Annotated in this window: 13 protein-coding genes; 7 read left to right on the top strand and 6 right to left on the bottom strand. The window is 51.8% G+C overall.

Features of this window, described 5'->3' with window-relative positions; genetic code table 11:
- Window positions 1-3: 3 nt before the first annotated feature.
- Window positions 4-747, top strand: coding sequence for a hypothetical protein (locus ACO0LN_RS05695; RefSeq protein ID WP_162044321.1), 744 nt, complete (start codon window positions 4-6; stop codon window positions 745-747).
- Here ACO0LN_RS05695 and ACO0LN_RS05690 read toward each other — a convergent pair.
- A complete protein-coding gene (locus ACO0LN_RS05690) occupies window positions 744-1,067 on the bottom strand; it encodes a hypothetical protein (RefSeq protein ID WP_422971785.1) in 324 nt (107 codons plus the stop codon). The two genes, ACO0LN_RS05695 and ACO0LN_RS05690, sit on opposite strands and share 4 nt — an antisense overlap.
- Window positions 1,068-1,104: 37 nt before the next feature.
- Here ACO0LN_RS05690 and ACO0LN_RS05685 point away from each other — a divergent pair, with 37 nt between their 5' ends.
- Window positions 1,105-5,865, top strand: a complete 4,761-nt coding sequence (locus ACO0LN_RS05685) for an NAD-glutamate dehydrogenase (protein ID WP_422971784.1) — start codon at window positions 1,105-1,107, stop codon at window positions 5,863-5,865.
- 103 nt (window positions 5,866-5,968) lie between these two features.
- Here the strand turns inward: ACO0LN_RS05685 and ACO0LN_RS05680 are convergent, their stop codons facing one another.
- On the bottom strand, window positions 5,969-6,496 hold the full coding sequence (locus ACO0LN_RS05680) for a hypothetical protein (RefSeq protein ID WP_422971782.1): 528 nt from the start codon (window positions 6,494-6,496) through the stop codon (window positions 5,969-5,971).
- A gap of 118 nt (window positions 6,497-6,614) precedes the next feature.
- Here ACO0LN_RS05680 and ACO0LN_RS05675 point away from each other — a divergent pair, with 118 nt between their 5' ends.
- Both ACO0LN_RS05675 and ACO0LN_RS05670 read left to right on the top strand, forming a co-directional pair.
- Window positions 6,615-8,234 (top strand): M28 family peptidase, encoded by a 1,620-nt coding sequence (locus tag ACO0LN_RS05675; protein ID WP_422971780.1) that lies wholly within the window; start codon window positions 6,615-6,617, stop codon window positions 8,232-8,234.
- A gap of 290 nt (window positions 8,235-8,524) precedes the next feature.
- A complete protein-coding gene (locus tag ACO0LN_RS05670; protein WP_422971778.1) occupies window positions 8,525-10,603 on the top strand; it encodes a M13 family metallopeptidase in 2,079 nt (692 codons plus the stop codon).
- Window positions 10,604-10,651: 48 nt separating this feature from the next.
- Here ACO0LN_RS05670 and ACO0LN_RS05665 read toward each other — a convergent pair whose 3' ends face one another.
- From ACO0LN_RS05665 to ACO0LN_RS05655, 3 genes are read right to left on the bottom strand one after another with little or no spacing between them, the layout of a single operon-like run.
- Window positions 10,652-11,845 carry an alpha/beta hydrolase family protein gene (locus ACO0LN_RS05665; protein WP_422971776.1) on the bottom strand — a complete coding sequence of 398 codons (1,194 nt, stop codon included), beginning with the start codon at window positions 11,843-11,845 and terminating at the stop codon, window positions 10,652-10,654.
- The gene (locus ACO0LN_RS05660; RefSeq protein ID WP_422971774.1) at window positions 11,838-12,632 is read right to left on the bottom strand and encodes a LytR/AlgR family response regulator transcription factor; all 795 of its coding nucleotides are present in this window, start codon (window positions 12,630-12,632) and stop codon (window positions 11,838-11,840) included. Before ACO0LN_RS05660 ends, ACO0LN_RS05665 begins: the two co-directional genes overlap by 8 nt.
- Window positions 12,629-13,807 (bottom strand): sensor histidine kinase, encoded by a 1,179-nt coding sequence (locus ACO0LN_RS05655; RefSeq protein WP_422971772.1) that lies wholly within the window; start codon window positions 13,805-13,807, stop codon window positions 12,629-12,631. Before ACO0LN_RS05655 ends, ACO0LN_RS05660 begins: the two co-directional genes overlap by 4 nt.
- A 160-nt stretch (window positions 13,808-13,967) precedes the next feature.
- Between ACO0LN_RS05655 and ACO0LN_RS05650 the strand changes: the two genes are divergently transcribed.
- The 3 genes from ACO0LN_RS05650 to ACO0LN_RS05640 all read left to right on the top strand — a co-directional run bounded on the left by ACO0LN_RS05650 (window position 13,968) and on the right by ACO0LN_RS05640 (window position 17,109).
- Entirely contained in the window at window positions 13,968-14,447 is a 480-nt protein-coding gene (locus ACO0LN_RS05650; protein ID WP_422971886.1) for a (2Fe-2S)-binding protein, read from the top strand.
- Window positions 14,444-16,636 (top strand): molybdopterin cofactor-binding domain-containing protein, encoded by a 2,193-nt coding sequence (locus ACO0LN_RS05645; protein ID WP_422971770.1) that lies wholly within the window; start codon window positions 14,444-14,446, stop codon window positions 16,634-16,636. Before ACO0LN_RS05650 ends, ACO0LN_RS05645 begins: the two co-directional genes overlap by 4 nt.
- Window positions 16,637-16,716: 80 nt before the next feature.
- Window positions 16,717-17,109, top strand: coding sequence for an MAPEG family protein (locus ACO0LN_RS05640; RefSeq protein WP_422971768.1), 393 nt, complete (start codon window positions 16,717-16,719; stop codon window positions 17,107-17,109).
- A 2-nt stretch (window positions 17,110-17,111) separates the two neighbouring features.
- On the opposite strand, the gene ACO0LN_RS05635 is transcribed toward ACO0LN_RS05640, so the two are convergent.
- The gene (locus ACO0LN_RS05635) at window positions 17,112-18,629 is read right to left on the bottom strand and encodes a tetratricopeptide repeat protein (protein ID WP_422971766.1); all 1,518 of its coding nucleotides are present in this window, start codon (window positions 18,627-18,629) and stop codon (window positions 17,112-17,114) included.
- Window positions 18,630-18,679: the final 50 nt, after the last annotated feature.

The following is an 18,679-nucleotide window of genomic DNA, read 5'->3' as shown; positions in this document are numbered from 1 at the left end:
ACCTTGACAACGCGTACTTTTTTGAAATGGCTGATGACATTCAGCCTTTGTCTTTTGCTATACGCGATATGGCGGCGAGACGTATTGCCACCTCCTGCCGAATTGAACAATGTGCTCTTGAATGAACCAGTACAAACCAAGATAGAGCAAACCGCATTTGCAGTCAGCAGAGGCGGTGTCGATTACCAGGTACAACCATTATATGACTATGACCTGGTTGGTCTGGTCGTCAGCAGACATGACACCAGCACAGGCTGGGATTACCTGCATCGCGAATGGAACGACCATTTGAATGTCATGGATATCTGTGTCATCTGGGGTAATAATGCACGCAATGGTTCTTACAACGACATCAGTTTTTCCAGTGGCCAGTTCACCTGCAATTTCCGGGCATCGACAGCAGAAGCATTTGCTGCATTTGACCAGACTGCCATTTCAAACAACCATCTGCTGACCGACCAGCCCAGCCTCGCCAAGATCATGCAAAAAGTCGAAGTGGGCGACCAAATACACCTGCGCGGTCGTTTGTCTGAATATTCACATAACCATGGTTTCGCTTTCAAGCGCGGCACCAGCATCGTCCGCACCGATACCGGCAATGGTGCCTGCGAAACCATTTTTGTTGATAGTTTCGAGATACTCAAAAGCAGTGGTCAGACATGGCGCAAGCTGGTGTGGCTGGCTGCCATCATACTGATTGCCAGTATTGTGGGCTGGTTTATGCAACCAGTTCGTTTCAATCATTAGAGTGATGAAATACAACCGGCTACGTCCATCATGCTGCGCTGCACATAAGGATTCATCAGCATTCTTATTTGAAATTTGTATCCTCTTATTTCTATGGGCTTGAGAAAAAGCAAAAAAGCTGCATTTAGCCTGGGCTCGATGTTCTCACATTTTGTCGGCATTTTTGTGTAAGTAAGCAACACTTGCCCAGAACTGCCTGCAGTCAATACCAGTTGTGTGGTCTGGCGGCTAATTTTCCGTACGCTCGTAAGGGAAATCCCGTTTGTTTCCATCCGCATAATGGAGGATACTTGCACAATATGGTGCATCAGTCTTTGCATCTTTATCTCTCGTTATCTTCCAACAGAAGGAGAACGTATGACCTCTTCCCACTTCGCTGAGCTGATTGCTTATGCGCAAGCGCACACCGGCCCTGCATCTGAACGCCAGGGTTCTTTTATTACCACCTATTTTGAAAACACTGACCCGGATGAAATTATCAGCCGCGGTCCAGCTACGCTGTTCGCCCAGGCCAATGCCCACTGGCGTTTGCTGGATGCTCCACGGGCTGCGCACACGCCCAAGATAAGGGTGTTCAACCCGACCCTGGCAGAAGATGGTTTTGTCAGTGACCATACTGTCGTGCAGATTGTGAATGACAATATGCCTTTCCTGGTGGATTCGGTGACGATGGCAATCAACCGCAGTGGCCGTACTGCACACTGGATAGTACATCCCTTGATGAGTGTGGCGCGTGATGCGAATGGCAGTGTGACAGCAGTCAGCACCGTGGCAGCGGCAAAGGCTGCCGGCAGCACTGATCCGGTTGAATCCCTGATTCTGGTTGAATGTGACCGTATTGTTGATCAGGCGGCACAGCAGGCGCTGGTAGAAGATTTGAAAAGTGTCTTGTCTGATGTACGCGGTGCCGTGGTCGATTGGCAACCCATGCTGGCCCGGGTACGTGAAGTGCGTGCAGCCTGCGAGAAATCCAGCCAGTCCCCAGAAAAACGTGATGAAGCGATTGCCTTCCTGGCCTGGCTGGAAGACCGGCATTTCACTTTCCTCGGTGTGCGCGACTATGACCTGAAGCGCGAAGGCGACAATGTCAGCCTGGTGGCGATTGCCGATTCTGGCCTGGGCATTTTGCGCGGCCCCGTCAAGACGGCTGAAACCCGTTTGCCACCAGAAGTCGTGGCCCTGATGGATTCGACAGAAATGGTCATGGTCACCAAAGCCATGACACGCGCCACTGTGCACAGACCAGCATGGCTGGACTATATTGCCGTCAAGCGTTTTGATGATGCAGGCAATGTCATTGGTGAATCGCGTTTTCTGGGCTTATATACATCCACGGCTTATTCCGAGCCGGTAGGCAACATCCCGCTGGTACGCCAGCGTGTAGTGAACGTCATGAATACCTCCGGCGTCGTGCCTGAAAGCCATGCGGCCAAGTCCCTGCAAGCCATTCTTGACGATTATCCGCGTGATGAGCTGTTCCAGATTGACGCTGCTACCCTGGCTGATCATGCGATCGGTATCCTGCGCCTGCAAGAGCGCCAGCGCACCCGTTTGTTCTTGCGTCGTGACCCTTTTGGCCGCTTTACTTCTGCCCAGGTTTTCGTGCCGCGTGATCGCTATAACACTGAGTTACGCGTCAAGATAGGCAATGAATTGATGATGGCACTGAATGGCCAGTCGATAGAATTTACACCGATGCTGACCGATAGCCCATTGGCGCGTATTCATTATCTGGTCAGGGCCAAGGATGTCGCACCACAGAACGTCAACCTGGCGATGCTGGAAGCCCGCATTGCCAAACTCGCACAACGCTGGGAAGATGATTGCACAGCAGAGTTGCTGCGCTCGCATGGTGAAGGCAATGGCCTGAGCCTGGCAAACCGTTTCGCCAATGCCTTCCCTACTGCTTACCGTGAAGATTTTTCTGCCCTGGTGGGTGCAGAAGATGCCGACATGCTGGCCAGCCTGAACACCGGTGCACCGATGATGGTCAAGCTCTACCGTCCACTCGATGCAGGCCCCGGCAATTTGCGCTTCAAGATTTATAACACCGCCAAAGTGGCCTTGTCTGATTCCCTGCCTGTGCTGGAACACATGGGTGCCAGGGTACTGGATGAACATCCGTATGCCATCGTCAGCGGTGCCGAAACTTTGTGGATACATGACCTTGGCTTGCAACTGCCTGCCAATACAGATTTGTCATCGGTCAAACTGCGCTTTGAAAACCTGTTTTCGCAAGCCTGGGGTGGTGAGGTTGAAAGTGATGACCTGAATCGCCTGGTCTTGAATACCACGCTGGATGCCCGCTCCATTGCTGTCTTGCGCGCCTGCTCGCGTTATTTCAAGCAACTGGGTTTTGCCTATAGCCAGAACTACATAGAAGCAGCACTCAACAAGAACGCGCCTATCACGCAATTGATTGCAGAGCTGTTTGGTGCGCGCTTCAAGCCTGATTATGTCGGTGACCGCGACCTGGCGCAAAAGCATATACGTGAACAGCTGGAAGCGCAGATGAGCAATGTAGCGAGTCTGGATGAAGACCGTATCTTGCGCCAGTTCATTGCGACTATCGTTGCGACATTGCGTACCAATCTGTGGCAAACCACCGCCAGCGGGGCATTCAAGCCCTACATGAGCTTCAAACTCAACCCGCGTGAAGTGCCGGGTGTACCTGAACCCAAACCCCTGTTTGAAATCTGGGTATATTCACCCCGTGTTGAGGGCGTGCATCTGCGCGGTGGCAAGGTCGCCCGTGGTGGCTTGCGCTGGTCCGACAGGCGTGAAGACTTCCGTACCGAGATCCTGGGACTGGTGAAAGCCCAGCAAGTCAAGAATACGGTCATCGTACCGGTTGGTTCCAAAGGTGGTTTTGTCCTCAAGAATGCACCACCAGCGACAGACCGTGAAGCCTATCAGGCCGAAGGCGTGGCTTGCTACAAAATTTTCCTGTCCGGCTTGCTGGACCTGACTGACAATATCGTCAAAGGAGCGGTAGTGCCACCTAAACTGGTGATACGCCATGATGTCGATGATCCCTACCTGGTGGTCGCGGCAGACAAGGGCACGGCTACTTTCTCGGATATCGCCAATGGTGTCTCTGCTGACTACGGTTTCTGGCTCGGTGATGCATTTGCGTCTGGTGGCTCTGTAGGTTACGACCACAAGAAAATGGGGATTACCGCACGCGGTGCATGGGAATCGGTCAAGCGCCATTTCCGCTCATTGGGTGTGAATACGCAGGATACGGCTTTCACTGTCGCCGGTATTGGTGACATGTCGGGCGACGTGTTCGGGAATGGTATGTTGCTGTCCGAGCATATCAAACTGGTGGCGGCATTTGATCACCGTCATATTTTCATTGATCCATCACCTGATGTGGCAACTTCATTTGCCGAGCGCCAGCGCCTGTTCAACTTGCCGCGTTCGAGTTGGGATGATTACGACAAGAGTTTGATTTCTGCTGGTGGCGGCGTGTTTCCACGTGGTGCAAAATCCATCAGCCTTAGCCCGGAAGCACGCGCTGTGCTGGGTATAGAAACTGCCGAACTGGCACCAGTGGAATTGCTGCGCGCCATTTTGCAAGCCCCTGTTGATTTACTGTACAACGGCGGCATAGGCACTTATGTCAAGGCCAAGTATGAAACCCATGCCCAGGTCGGTGACAAGGCTGGTGATGCCTTCCGTGTCAACGGTAATGACCTGCGCTGCAAGGTGCTGGCCGAAGGTGGTAATTTGGGTTGTACACAAAATGGCCGTATAGAATTCGCGCAAAAAGGTGGCCGTATCTATACCGATGCGATAGACAATTCTGCCGGTGTTGATTGCTCTGACCATGAAGTCAATATCAAGATTTTGTTGGGCAGTATCGTCGAAGCTGGTGACCTGACACTCAAGCAACGCAATGATTTGCTGGCTTCAATGACAGATGAAGTTGGCCATCTGGTACTGACCGATAATTATTATCAAAGCCAGGCACTGGATATTGCCGCGCATCGTCCAATGTATGTACTTGATGGTCAGCAAAGATTGATGCAATCTCTCGAAAAGCAGGGCCGCCTGAACCGTGCCATAGAATACCTGCCCAGCGATGATGAAATCTTCCATCGCAAGGCATTGAAGCAGGGCCTGACTGCACCAGAAGGTGCGGTCGTGCTGGCCTATGCCAAGATGTCAGTGTTTGATGAACTGGTCGCCAGCAACCTGCCGGATGATCCTTTCTTCAGCCGTGCATTGAAAGCTTACTTCCCGCAAGTCTTGTCTGAACGTTTTGCTGAAGCAATCTCGAATCATCCTTTGAAACGCGAAATCATCGCCACCTTCATCACCAATACCGTGGTGAATCGTGCCGGTGCCACCTTCGTCAACTTCATTGCTTCTGAAGCAGGGGCGACCGCGGCTGACGTGATCCGTGCCTTCACTCTGGCCCGCGAGATTTTCGACCTGGAAGTATTGTGGGATCAGATCGATGCACTGGATTACAAGGTTGATTCAAAACTGCAACTCGACCTCTTGTCCAAGCTGATCGCGATTGCCCAAAGAGCCTCGCGCTGGATGTTACGCATACGTTCGCAAAGCACTGATCTGCCAACGCTGATCCAGCGTTACCAGCCAGCCGCCCGCGAACTGCGCTGGCAACTCGATGACTGGCTGCCAGGCAATGCCCACGCCAGCTGGCAAAAAGAAGCCGAGGCACTGACACAGGCCGGGGTAGAGGCCACGCTGGCACAAAACCTGACGGCGCTGGAATATATCTTCCCGGCGCTTGATCTGGTTGATCTGGCGCAAAGCACCAGCAGCACGCTGGAACTGGCAGCGCGCGCTTATTTTGGCATTGATGATGAACTGGGGCTGACTGGCTGGCGTAATCAGATCAACCGCCTGCCCACAGACACTTTGTGGCAGACCCAGGCGCGTGGCAGCGCGAGGGATGATGTGTATTCCATCGCCAGTCAGATCACCCGTGGTCTGTTATCACGCCAGGAAGAAGTCAGCAACTGGCATGCGCAGCATGCGCCAGCCATAGAAAGGCTGACTGCCTTGCTGACCACCATCAGTGCACAGGGACCGGACCTGGCACCGGTATCTGTCGCTTTGCGCGAGTTGCGTCACCTGGCTTGAGGCGTAATCTGATTTAAGCTTGTATTAATTTGTATTAAGCTTTGAACTAATGCCAGATTGAACCGGCCTGTTGTTTTCAACGGGCCGGTTTTTTTACAAGCATTTATTGCTGGCCGGATTTGACGACTGGTTTACAGCTTGCATCCAGCACATACTGCTTTGTTTGTTGGCCTTTCTTTTGTTTCTCCATGCTTTGTACACTGATTGTGTTGCCTGCGATTTTCCATCTTGAAGCAGTTACATCCAGCTCATGCAGCTTGGTACAGTCGACTGTTTTGTAAAACATCAAAAAATCATTAGAACCACTGTATTCGTGAGTGACCAATACTTGTTCATCCTGGGTCAGGTAAATATCTTTCCTGACCCAGATGCCGCCGTCGACTTCACATTGAGTATTGCTGGCGAGTTGCAAGACCTGCAAAGGTGGCTCGGGAAAGGCATCGACTTCAGGATCATTAGCGTCGCTATGAAAGCGTAGTTCCAGAGATTTGGCTTTTGCGTGGAATGTCTCATACTGTCCTGGCTTGAGTGGGGTGACCGGAATATTTTCCAGCCTGCAACTGGCAGCGTGTACTTGCGTTGCCAGGATGCAGCTTAGTGTCATGACGAAGGCGGTGATGTTGAGTGACATGTTTAATTAAGGGGCGGGACTATAATTTATAGGGAATTTTATGCGCAGATGTTGAACGTATTCTGATTTTCTTGCTCTAAACAGACTGTTTTATTCTTTCATCTGGTTTCGAATAATAATGAAAAAACATTCCACATACTATTTATCTTCTGCTTTACTGGCCTTGGCACTGGGATTGCCGGCATATGGCTTTGCACAAACGCAGCCAGGCAAGGTAGATGAAACAGCCTTGCGCGCCCACCTGGCTCTTATTTCTTCTGACCTGTTTGAAGGCCGTGGAACAGGCCAGCGTGGTGGTGACCTGACGGTAGCTTATCTCGAAACCCAGGCCGCTGTAGCTGGTCTGTTGCCCGCCAACGGCAAGAGCTACAGGCAGGCGGTCAGCATCAATGGCATCAAATCCTTGCCATTGGAAAGCTCTATCAATATACGTCTTGCCAGGTCACTCAACCTGACTTTTGGTGAAGACTGGATCTGGAGTGCGGGTGATGCCGTGAGTTCGCACCAGTTTGATCATGAATTGCTGTTCGTCGGTTACGGCATCAACGCGCCAGAAGAGCAATGGGATGATTTCAAGGGTGTCGATTGCAAAGGCAAGATACTGGTCGTCATGGTCAATGATCCGCAACCTACCGCAGAACAGCCAGACCGCTTTGGCGGCAAGGCCCTGACCTATTATGGCCGCCGTACTTACAAGACTGAAGAAGCCCTGCGCCGGGGTGCTGCCGGGGTTTTGCTGATACATACCGATGCGTCAGCAAATATAGGCTGGGATGTCTTGAAAAATGGCGGCATGGGCGAGCAATTCCAGCTGGCCAATAAAGATGTCAAAGGCCTGGCGATACAAGGCTGGATCACCGATGCTGCGGCAAAGACATTGTTCAGTGCATCAGGGCTGGATCTGAATGCCTTGCGCCAGGCTGCTGAAGGCAAGGATTTCAAGCCAGTCGCGATCAAGGCCAGGCTCAAGGGTGAGGCAAAATCGCAAATACGCCAGTTGGAACAATTCAATATCGCAGGAATCGTACCTGGCACTGATCCGCAATTGAAAAACGAACTGGTGATCTACAGCGCCCACTGGGATCACCTAGGCAAGCAGGAAGGTGCTGGTGACGTCATTTATAACGGTGCCGTCGATAATGGTTCAGGCACGGCAGCCTTGCTGGCGATGGCAAAAGCAGCCGTTGCACAACCAGCCAAACGCAGCCAGATGTTCTTGTGGGTGGCGGCAGAAGAACAGGGCCTGCTGGGCAGCGCCTGGTATGCGGCGCACCCGCTCTGGGCCCTGAACAAGACGGCGGCAGCCCTGAATCTTGATACCCTGAATTTTGTAGGCCGAACCAGGGATATCAGCGCCTTTGGTGCTGACCGCAGTGATCTCATCGTTGCTGCCAACAAGGTCGCGCAAGGAATAAACATGGCAGTTGCGCCGCCGCGTGTGGATGTGGCCGGTGGTTATTTCCGCAGCGACCATTTCAGCTTTGCCAAGGCCGGTGTACCGGCATTTTCCATAGGCAGTGGCCGTGACTATATCAATGATCCGCAAGCCTCGCAGGAAAAGGCGCGTGGCTATGGCAAGCGTTATCATCAGGTCACAGACGAGTATGACCCGAGCTGGGATCTGTCCGGCATGACCGAGCAGGCGCAGTTCACCCTGAACCTGGGGCGCGAAATTGCTGATGCCGCAAAAATGCCGGTCTGGAAGGAAAATGATGCTTTTGCGAAAGTAAGAAAATAAAAAAATAGAAAAGATGGTGGAACTTGTCTTGGAAAATGCATTCCAAGATTGGCGTTTAATCGTGATTTGATTCGGCAATGTTATTGACATGCTGAATTTCACTCCTTCCCCTTCAAGGGGAAGGTTGGGATGGGGATGGGTTTCCGTAGCAAATCGAATCTATCTCAAATCAACCGAATCCCATCCCCTCCCTAACCCTCCCCTTGAAGGGGAGGGGATATTCTTCAGAAAATTATTTCAAATATGAGTAAATAATGACCTAAAGTTTCATCTCAATAAGAAAGAAAATAATGAACCAGACAATATTTAAATTAAAGCCCATCGCCAGCGTCTGCCTGCAAGTCATGCTGAGCATGCCTTTGTTGCATAGTATGGCGCATGCCGCTGATGCTCCTGTCTCAAAAAACGTAGCACCGGCAAAAAAAGATAGTGGCATGGATACCGCAGTTGCCCCCGGTGACGACTTTAACCGCTATGCCAACGGCGGCTGGGAAAAAACTGCCGTCATCCCTGACGACAAAGTCGCAGTTGGCATTTTTGATGTCCTGAAAGAAGAGTCTGATGCCAAGGTCTTGAAAATCATAGAGCAATCGACCAAGGCAGAAGCGGGCAGTGCCGTGCGCAAGATCGGTGACTTCTACACTTCTTACCTCAATACCGATGTCATCAACAAACGTGGCCTGGCACCGCTGCAAGGCGAGATGCAAAGCATCGCTGACCTGAAGGACAAGGCCGCCTTGGCGACTTACCTGGGCAAGCATTTGCGTGCCGACGTTGATCCTATCAACGCCACCAATGTGTTTACTGAAAACCTGTTTGGCCTGTGGGTGTCGCAAGGCTTCCATGATCATACGAAATACATGCCTTACCTGCTGCAAGGTGGCCTGGGTTTGCCTGACCGCGAATACTATCTGTCGGCCAGCCCGAGGATGGCAGAGATCAGGAAAAACTATCTGGCCCACATCGCCGCGACATTCAAGCTGGCAAATGTGCCGGATGCCGAGCAAGCAGCCAAGCGTGTCTTTGATCTGGAAATGCTGATCGCCAAAGGCCATGCGAATCGTGAAGATACTTCGGATGTTTTAAAGGCGGACAATACCTGGACCCTGGCTGATTTCAACAAAAAAGCTGCCGGTCTCGATTGGGCAGCCTATTTCAAAGCGGCAGGTCTGGATGGACAAAGCAAATTCATCATCTGGCATCCCACTGCACTGAAAGCATCGTCAGCACTGGTAGCAAAAACGCCGCTGGCAAGCTGGCAGGATTATTTGCGCTTCCATGCCATCAATACGCGTTCTACGGTATTACCGCAGGCTTTCTTTGACCAGCGTTTCAAGTTTTACAGCGCACTCAGCGGTGCCAAAGCACCGCAACCACGCTGGAAATATGCAGTGGCAGCAACCAATAATGTGATCGGTGAAGAAGTCGGTAAATTGTATGTGGCCGAGAATTTCTCACCTGAATCCAAAACCCGCATCAATGGCATGGTCAGCAATATTCTTGCTGCCTTTGGCGAACGCGTACAAGCCTTGAAATGGATGACGCCAGCCACCAAACAAGAGGCATTGGCAAAAATCAAATCGACCTATGTTGGTGTTGGTTACCCGGATAAGTGGCGCGATTATTCTGGCCTGGTGGTCGATGCAAATGATGCCTATGGCAACCGTGAACGTTCGCAGGAATTTGAATACAAGCGCGCCCTGGCAAAATTTGGCCAGCCTGTAGATGTCACTGAATGGTGCATGAATGCGCAACTGGTGAATGCCGTCAACATGCCGCTGCAAAATGCCATCAATTTCCCGGCGGCGTATTTGCAATCCCCGAACTTTGACCTGGCTGCCAGCGACGCCACCAATTACGGCGCTCTGGGTGCTACCATAGGTCATGAAATCAGCCACAGCTTTGATAATTCCGGTGCCATGTTTGATGCAAAAGGCGAATTGCGCAACTGGTGGAGCAAGGCTGACCTCGCGCATTTCAAGACGTCTTCCAAAGCCCTGATCGCCCAGTTTAATCAATACAAGGCCTTCCCCGACCTGTCCGTGAATGGTGCACAGACTCTCGGTGAAAACATTGCCGATCTGGCTGGCTTGATGGCAGCCTACGATGCCTATCGTGCATCAATGAAGCAAAAAGGCCAGGCGATTACCAAGGGTGATGAACAGGAATTTTTCCTCGCCTATGCCCGCAGCTGGCGCGGCAAGATGCGTGATGAAACCTTGCGCACTGCCATCATTACCAATGAACACGCGCCGGGACAATACCGCGTGCTGACCGTGCGCAATCTGGATGCCTGGTATGATGCCTTTGCCGTACAGCCTGGTCAGAAACTTTATCTGGCACCAAAGGACAGAGTCAAGGTCTGGTAATGTGAAATTGACGGCAGCATTTGAGCAATGCTGCCGTTTTTTTCAGACTTATTTCAAATGTCGTTTAATCCACTCATTGATAATTTGCATGGCACTTGGTGATAAGGTTTCTTCTATTTTTCCAAACTCAGAAAAATCTCCAGTGACAGCTGTTTGAAACATGTGATTCAGTTTTGGAATTTCCTGCACCATGGCTTGTTGGTTATTGCTTAATGCATCTTTGATAGCGGGTAGATGTTGTTTGGATGGGATACTCATATCCAGGCTACCATTTAATACCAGAATTGGAATATTTAATTTCCTCAAGGCAGGTAAGGGGTCATAGAGGACAAATTCGTGGAACCATGCCGTCGTATAAGAAACCAGAAAATCCTTGGCTTCAGGCTGGGATATGAGATTGTCTGCGACAGCAGAATCAAGTATAGGGAGTAGCGCCAGCTTGGCTTCGGCCGGGTTCCCTGAGTTACGGACTGCATATAAACACTTTTCCAAAAGTGCCAGTTTCTTAATTGAATCGGCACTGGTCACATGCAAAAAAGTATCGCGTGCTTTGGTTTGGGATAGCATTAATTGATCCCCACGCAATCCTGATCCAGCCATCATCACGATAAACTGCACAGAATTATTTTCTATGGCAACCATGGGGGCAATAGTGCCGCCTTCAGAATGACCAATCAAACCCAGATTTCGAGTATCGACTTCTACTCTGGTGCGCAAATAATGAATGGCAGCATCGACATCTGATGCAAAATCAAATGTCGATGCAATTGGAAAATTGCCTTCTGACTTACCAACGCCACGCTTATCAAATCGTAAGACGACGATCCCGTGTCTGCTGAGGTGATCCGCGAGGACCATGAAGGGCTTATGCTTAAGAGTCTCTTCGTCACGATTCATGGAACCTGACCCAGCGATGAGAATGACAGCAGGAAATGGACCTTGCCCTTTAGGTAAAGTCAGGCTGCCTGCAAGTTTTATTTTTGCTACGGGATTTGAGAAGCTGACTTCCTGCGTGTCGTAAAAGCTATTTACTACCGTAATAGCGGCCTCCTGTGGACGCTGTTCTGCACTACAGCTTCCCAGTAAAGAAAAACAAATCATGACAATGATTGGCTTTAGAAAATTGGGAAAATTATTTTTTATCAAACTAAGCAATTGTCTTGTCCGGAAATGTTTAAAATGACATACAAGAGAATAAACTGATTTTTCCTGTGCATCCACTAAATAATAAGCTTCAGCCATCCCGCATGCGCTTCCTGATCTCTATTACATAGCGTTCACTGACTGGCACCGTATTACCGTCAATCAATTTGAGTTGATACACCCCATCTCCCAGTACCTCAAGCTGACTGAGCTGGTCACGGCGCACAATGGCGCTGCGGTGCACACGCATGAAGTGTGTCGGATCAAGATGTTTTTCGAGCTGGCTTAGTGCTACCCTGTGCAGTACTGCACGACGCATTTGACGCTCGTCCAGGTGCAATTGCATGTAATTTCCTGCCGCTTCTATCCATAAGACATCTGCCAGTTGTATGCACTCTATACGCCCTACCGAGCGCACACTGACTTGCTGCCAGTAAGCTGGCTGTTCTTTTTTTGCTTCATCCTCAGCTTTGACATACTGGCTCATGGCTTGCGCATAACTGGCTTGCTGGCGCTGCGTGAGCATGGCCGCAGCACGTTCCAGCGATAGTGCCAGACGCTCATCGTCAAAAGGTTTCAGCAGGTAATCGAGTGCGTGCAGGTCAAAGGCTTCTATCGCATGGGCGTTGAAGGCGGTGACAAAAATCACCAGCGGTGGTGTTGCCTGGGTACTCAGTTCACGTGCCAGTATCAGGCCGGTTTCGCGCGGCATTTGTATGTCGAGAAAAATGACATCGACAGCACAGGCATCCAGTGCTTCACGCGCCATGGCGACATTTGCGCATTCAGCGACGATGTTCCAGGCCGGGTGATCCTGCAAGGCATAGCGCAAGTTGGCCCGACCGGGCTCTTCATCATCGACGATCAGTGCACGTATGGCATTCATGTTGTGGCGCTCTCAGGCATCAGTAAAGGCATGCGAATTTCTACCTCGTAGCGCTGTTGACCCTCATCTTGTATGCGGCCACTATGCATGCTGGCACGTCCGGCATACATTAGTTCCAGCCTGGCGCGGGTTTGTGGCAAGCCCAGCCCAAGACCGGGGTTGGCAGCAGTGCCATCGGTAACGGAATTACTGACTTTGATGCTGAGTTCTTCACCATCCAGCTTGAATTGCATGCGGATATCGCTGCTGCCTTCGTGGCAATCGAGATCATGGCGCAAGGCGTTTTCCAGCAGGGGTTGTAGCAGCAGGGGTGGGCAGTCACCTGTCAGCACATCTGCTGTATCACCGGTGATGCTGATTTGCAGGCGTACACCATAGCGCAGTCTTTGCAATTCCAGGTAATCGCGTATGAATGTCATTTCATCTTCAAGGCTTACCCAGTCCCTGCTGCTCGCCGTCAGTGCATAGCGCAGCAAATCGCTGAGGCGGTTCAGGCCAGTCAGGGCGATGCGCTTGTCATCACTCCTGACCAGGGCGCTGATGGCATTGAGGCAATTGAAGATGAAGTGTGGTTCCAGTTGCCCGCGCAAGGCATCCAGCCTTTGCTGCTCCAGGTCCAGTTTGAGATGCAAAACATCGTTCATGGATTGCTGCAGAGCGTGTTCACGCACACGTGCCTGCCGCCAGGTACAGATAGCCAGTACGGCAATGAAGGTGCCGGTGGACCAGGCAAATTCGAGGAAAATCGTAAAGTTACGCATATTGAAAGCCGTACTGACGATGTCTTGCAAACCAAAACCGGGCTTGTCCTTGAGCAGATCAAGAATGGCGATATACATCACTTCCAGCGGCAGAAAGCCCAGCAACATGATTGCATAGGCCAGCGCTATGCCCCTCGCCTTGCTGAGAAATCGTTCGTACCGCATGAAGATCAGGTAGAGGCAAGTACTGAAAACCATCATCAGCAGATGGCTACTGACCCAGAACCAAAGTATCTCGCTAAAGCTGCGCTGGGTGGTCCCGTACTTGACCAGGTCACCATAATTGCCAAGCGCACCAATGGCGCACAGGCTGGTCCATACCAGGATATTGCTGAGCAAAAGCTTGAGCAAGCTGATCGCCGTGAGAGGGTAAGCCTGGTTCAGGGCGGGAGTATCTGGGCGGGCATTTTCCATGGCAGCAGTATAGCAGTCTGCATGACCATTTTTGCTTGTGCAGGGAGGTAGCAGAGACAGGGTTTCGGGGTTTCGTCACAAGCTTTGCCATGACAGTTTATCGCTGCCAGATAATCAATTTCTGCAATTAAATTGTCAAGGCAAAGGGAAGCACATGGATGTGAAACTCAAAGTAAATGGACAGGTACGCACATGCCAGGCAGATGGCGATACTCCCCTGCTCTGGATACTGCGTGAAGACCTGGGCCTGACTGGTACCAAGTTTGGCTGCGGTGCCGGTCTGTGCGGTGCCTGTACTGTACATCTGGATGGTCAGGCTCTACGCAGTTGCCTCGTGCCAGTAGAAGGCCTGAATGGGCGCAACATCACCACGATAGAAGGCCTGTCGCCCGACCGCAGCCATGTCCTGCAACAAGCCTGGATAGAGCATCAAGTGCCGCAATGTGGGTATTGCCAGTCAGGCATGCTGATGGCGGCGGCTGCCTTGCTGAAAACCACACCACATCCCAGCGACAAGCAAATCGATGCTGTCATGACCAATTTGTGCCGTTGCGGTACTTATCCGCGTGTCAGGGCGGCCATACATACTGCTGCTGCGAAGCTCAAGCCATTGGCAGGCAAGAAAGGGATAAAAGCATGACTACCCTGGTTTCGCCTGCACGCAGGAATTTCCTTAAATCTTCTCTGGTGGCTGGTGCTTGGGTATTGGGCAGCAGCACCATACCCATGCTTGATAGCCTGGCGGCAGATGGCGCAAACAAAGCAGTCTCACCCTCTGATTCCCCCTTTGATTTCTGGCTCAGCATGGATGGCACAGGTGTGGTGACTGCTTACACGACGGTCACCAATCTGGGGCAGGGCACACATGCGGCGATTGCCCAGATCGTGGCCGAAGAACTGGAAATGTCCCTTGCAAACGTACGCATAGAACATGCGCCTGTCATCAAGCAATTCCATCGGGAATGGCCGCCCGGCATCACGACTTTTGGCAGCGCTGGTTTTAACACTGCAATGGCGACGATAGCACCAGCCTGCGCAGCAGCAAGGCAAATGTTGTTGCAGGCAGCAGCCTTGCAATGGCAAGTCGAGGTGAAAGATTGTACCGCAGGCAATGCGCAGGTGGCTCATGCTGCCACAGGCCGCAGCTTGCCCTATACCGCCTTGATCAAGGCAGCGGCAGCGCTGACACCGCCAGAAAAACCGGTGATCAGATCACCCAAAGACTGGAAGGTGCTGGGGCAGTCAGCACCACGCCCCGACATCCCGGCGCGGGTAGATGGCAGTGCCGTGTTTGGTATCGATGTGCAAAGGCCGGGCATGCTGATGGCAGCTGTCCTGCATGCGCCGCGTTTTGGCAGCAGCTTGCAAAGCGTGGATGATAGCCCTGCACTGGCTGTGAAAGGCGTACGCAAGGTCGTGCATCTGCCGAATGCTGTGGCAGTGGTGGCTGAGCGTTACTGGATAGCCCACAAGGCAGTGCAATTGTTGAAGCCTGTATGGCAGGATGGTGCGCATGCCAGCATCAACACCGCTGAAATGCGCACCAGCTTGCTGAAGGCAGTTGCTGCTGGCGACGGCAAGCTCTTCCCTCGTCCAAAAAAACAAAAAGAAGGTGCTGCAGAGACCGCAATGCGCGAGGCAAGCTGCATTATCGACACCAGCTTTGATGTACCCTTCCTGGCCCATGCAGCGATGGAACCCCTGAATGCCACTGTTGAAGTGACTGCTACAGGCGCACAAGTCTGGCTCTCCACCCAAAGCCAGACTGATACACAAAATGGCGTCGCTAAAGCCCTAGGTTTGCAGTCTGAGCAAGTACAGATACATACCCAGCACGTAGGAGGCGGTTTTGGTCGCAGGCTGGAACATGATTTTGCTATCGAGGCCGCCTTGATCGCCAAAGCTGCCGATGCCATAGTAAAAACCATCTGGTCACGTGAGAACGATATGCGCTCTGGCTATTACCGTCCCATCACCGCTGCCCGTGTGCAACTGGCGTTGGATAAAGATAATCTGCCCATGGTTTTGCGGCTCGATACTGCGGGCCCCTCGCTACTCGAATATACGCGGGTCACGAATAGTCCGGCCAGGGATGGACTTGACTGGACCTATATCATGGGCTGGTTCGGTAACAGTTATAATTTCCCTTTATTCGATACGCGCTGGACACGCATTGATTTTGGCGTTCCCTGCTCTTACTGGCGCTCGGTAGGCAATTCGCAAAACTGTTTTTTTCTTGAGCATACGCTGGAACAGGCCGCACGCAAGGCGGGCATGGATAGTCTGGAATACCGTCGTCGTCTGTTGCAGCACAATCCCAAGGCAATTGCCTTTGTGAATGCGCTGGCAGAACGCGCAGGTTGGAGCAAGCCCTTGCCCAAGGGCCATTACCGTGGTTTTGCCATGAACGGCAATAGCGCCCTGTTCAGTGCGCATATTGTTGAAATTGCGGTCAGCAAACCGGGGCAATTCCGTCTGGTAAAAATTACCGCTGGCATCAATCCGGGAATCGTTGCCAATCCCAAAGCAGTTGAGGCGCAGATGATGGGTGGTACCTTGTTTGGTTTGTCTGCTGCGTTGTTTGGCGAAATCAGTTTCAAGGATGGCCAGGTAGAGCAGGGCAATTTTGATAGCTATCGCCTGGTCACGCTGGCGCAGACACCAGTACTGGACGTCATGGTCATGAGTACTGGTGACAGACCGGAAGGCGTGGGTGAAGAAGGCCCCCCATCGATAGGCCCGGCCATTGCCAATGCCTTGCTGGCAGCCAGTGGCAAACGAATCACACGCTTGCCTTTGACGCAGGCTGGATGGACGCTGGTGGTGTAAAAATATTTACTGCAGCTTGCTGTGACTGCTGGTATCGTGCAATTCTCAAATCTGAATTTACACTATTCCAGGAGATAAAAATGACGATAGCAAATTGGTGCGTATTGGCAGCCTGCCTGTTACCGGTAGTGACAGTTGGCCTGGCCAAGGGCGGCTCAGCCAAAGTGCCGCGTGAAGCAGGCAGGTATGACAATGATAATCCCAGAATATGGGCTAATGGACTGAGTGGCTGGCGGCAACGTGCCAATGCGGCGCAGCAAAATGGCTTTGAAGCCCTGCCCTTGTTTATTGCTGCGGTTGTTCTTGCACAGCAAGCCCATGCTGACCAGACGCGTATAGATCAACTGGCTGTGTTGTTCATTGCCATCCGTATTGTTTACATCATCGTCTATCTGATGAACCAGGGAACTTTGCGCACCCTGGTCTGGGCAGGTGGCGTGGCAACCAGCATCGCCATCTTGTTGATGGCTTAGGCCTAAGTTTTGATCATAACCAGGATATGGGCGGGTACATCTTCGCCCTTGTCCTGACGTGCAATTTCCTGTCTGGATTCGACGATCTTGAATCCATGTGTATGCGCCAGCCGTTGCAGGTAGGCATAGCTATGGGCATAGCGCTGGGATGAGCGCAAAATGTAGTCTGTGTTTTCGTCTGTTTTTTCAACTGAGGCTTCCACTGAAAATCCCAGCACTGCACCAGCCTGCATGACGCGGCTGACTGCAGCAAATACGGTATCAAGTGCGCCAATATAGACAAACACATCGGCTGCCATGATGAGGTCAAAATCCTGGTCTTGTACTTGCAGCCAGTCGCTGATTTCTGCACAGTGCAGTTCATCGTACAAGCCTGTCTTTCTGGCCTGGGTCAGCATTTTTTCTGACAAGTCTATGCCTGTCAGTTTGCTGGCTGTTGGCCGCAGATAAGTGCCACACAAGCCTGTACCGCAACCCAGGTCCAGATAATTACCAGGCCCGGCTTTAACATGTTTGCTGACTGCCTTAGCGAGCAAAGCGGGGATTTGATAATGCAAGACTTCCAGCAAATGTTCATCAAAATGCGTAGCGTACTGATCAAACAAATCTGCGATGTAGGTAGGTGGTGACATTGCGGGTGCATCCATCACTCCCAATGCTGCCAGCGCATAATTGATGTGTGCCAGCTCTGTGTCATCTTTGCAGTGTTTTGCTGCAGTCTGGTAGGCCGCGATGGCAGCGGCGACTTGCCCCATCTGGCGTAAAGTATTGCCGTATTGCAGATGCGCCTTGATGTAGTCTGGTCTGATTTTTACTGCCTGTTCAAAGCTATCCGCAGCGGTCGGTAACTGCTGTATTTTTTGCAGGCAGATACCCCGGTTGCACAAAGCTTGTATATGCCCAGGCTGTAAATGCAGCACATCTTCATACCCGGCGATGGCATCTTCTTCCAGCCGCAAACATTGCAGGCTGAAGGCGCGGGCAAAATGGATGGCGGCATCTTGCGGTTTTAATGTCAGCGCCTCATCAAAGTCCTGCAAGGCTTGCTGGTGTTCTTCCATTTGCTGCAGGGCGATACCACGGTTTAATAAAGCTTCTGTATAGCGGGGATTCAGGCGCAGGGCCTTGTCGTAATTATGCAGGGCTGCTACCAGCTTGCCCATACTGCGTAGCGTATTGCCACGGTTATTCCAGGCCATGGCATAGTCGGGCTTCAATTGCAGCGCCCGGTCATAACTGAGCAAAGCCTCTTCTGGCAAACCCAGGTCTTGCAAGGCAGCCCCCAGGTTGCCATGCGCAATGGCCTGCTGAGCATCGATAGCAATCGCCTCGCGCAGGCGTGTTACTGCCAGCCCGGCATCGCCACGTTGTTTTGCTATGACGCCCAGCAGTTGCAAGGCATCAAAATGCTCAGGCTGGTTTTGTAAAACCTGCAGGTAGAGTGCTTCTGCTGCATCCAGCTTGCCTTGCTGGTGCTGTGCGACTGCCTGTTGCAATATTGCGCTGATCTGTTTGCTCATTCTACTGTTCAATTTCCTGTACTATCTGGACTATCTTATCAAGGATTAAT

Source organism: Undibacterium sp. TC9W, assembly GCF_049339865.1.
Lineage (GTDB): Bacteria > Pseudomonadota > Gammaproteobacteria > Burkholderiales > Burkholderiaceae_D > Undibacterium.
The sequence above is the reverse complement of the archived record's forward strand: the minus strand, read 5'-3'. Positions and strand labels throughout refer to the sequence as shown.

What these genes read in the sequence shown, in the direction of transcription:
- ACO0LN_RS05690 (WP_422971785.1), bottom strand. Translation starts at nt 1,067, where the DNA reads ATGCAAAGACTGATGCACCATATTGTGCAAGTATCCTCCATTATGCGG.
- ACO0LN_RS05685 (WP_422971784.1), top strand. Translation starts at nt 1,105, where the DNA reads ATGACCTCTTCCCACTTCGCTGAGCTGATTGCTTATGCGCAAGCGCAC.
- ACO0LN_RS05680 (WP_422971782.1), bottom strand. Translation starts at nt 6,496, where the DNA reads ATGTCACTCAACATCACCGCCTTCGTCATGACACTAAGCTGCATCCTG.
- ACO0LN_RS05675 (WP_422971780.1), top strand. Translation starts at nt 6,615, where the DNA reads ATGAAAAAACATTCCACATACTATTTATCTTCTGCTTTACTGGCCTTG.
- ACO0LN_RS05670 (WP_422971778.1), top strand. Translation starts at nt 8,525, where the DNA reads ATGAACCAGACAATATTTAAATTAAAGCCCATCGCCAGCGTCTGCCTG.
- ACO0LN_RS05665 (WP_422971776.1), bottom strand. Translation starts at nt 11,845, where the DNA reads ATGGCTGAAGCTTATTATTTAGTGGATGCACAGGAAAAATCAGTTTAT.
- ACO0LN_RS05660 (WP_422971774.1), bottom strand. Translation starts at nt 12,632, where the DNA reads ATGAATGCCATACGTGCACTGATCGTCGATGATGAAGAGCCCGGTCGG.
- ACO0LN_RS05655 (WP_422971772.1), bottom strand. Translation starts at nt 13,807, where the DNA reads ATGGAAAATGCCCGCCCAGATACTCCCGCCCTGAACCAGGCTTACCCT.
- ACO0LN_RS05645 (WP_422971770.1), top strand. Translation starts at nt 14,444, where the DNA reads ATGACTACCCTGGTTTCGCCTGCACGCAGGAATTTCCTTAAATCTTCT.
- ACO0LN_RS05640 (WP_422971768.1), top strand. Translation starts at nt 16,717, where the DNA reads ATGACGATAGCAAATTGGTGCGTATTGGCAGCCTGCCTGTTACCGGTA.
- ACO0LN_RS05635 (WP_422971766.1), bottom strand. Translation starts at nt 18,629, where the DNA reads ATGAGCAAACAGATCAGCGCAATATTGCAACAGGCAGTCGCACAGCAC.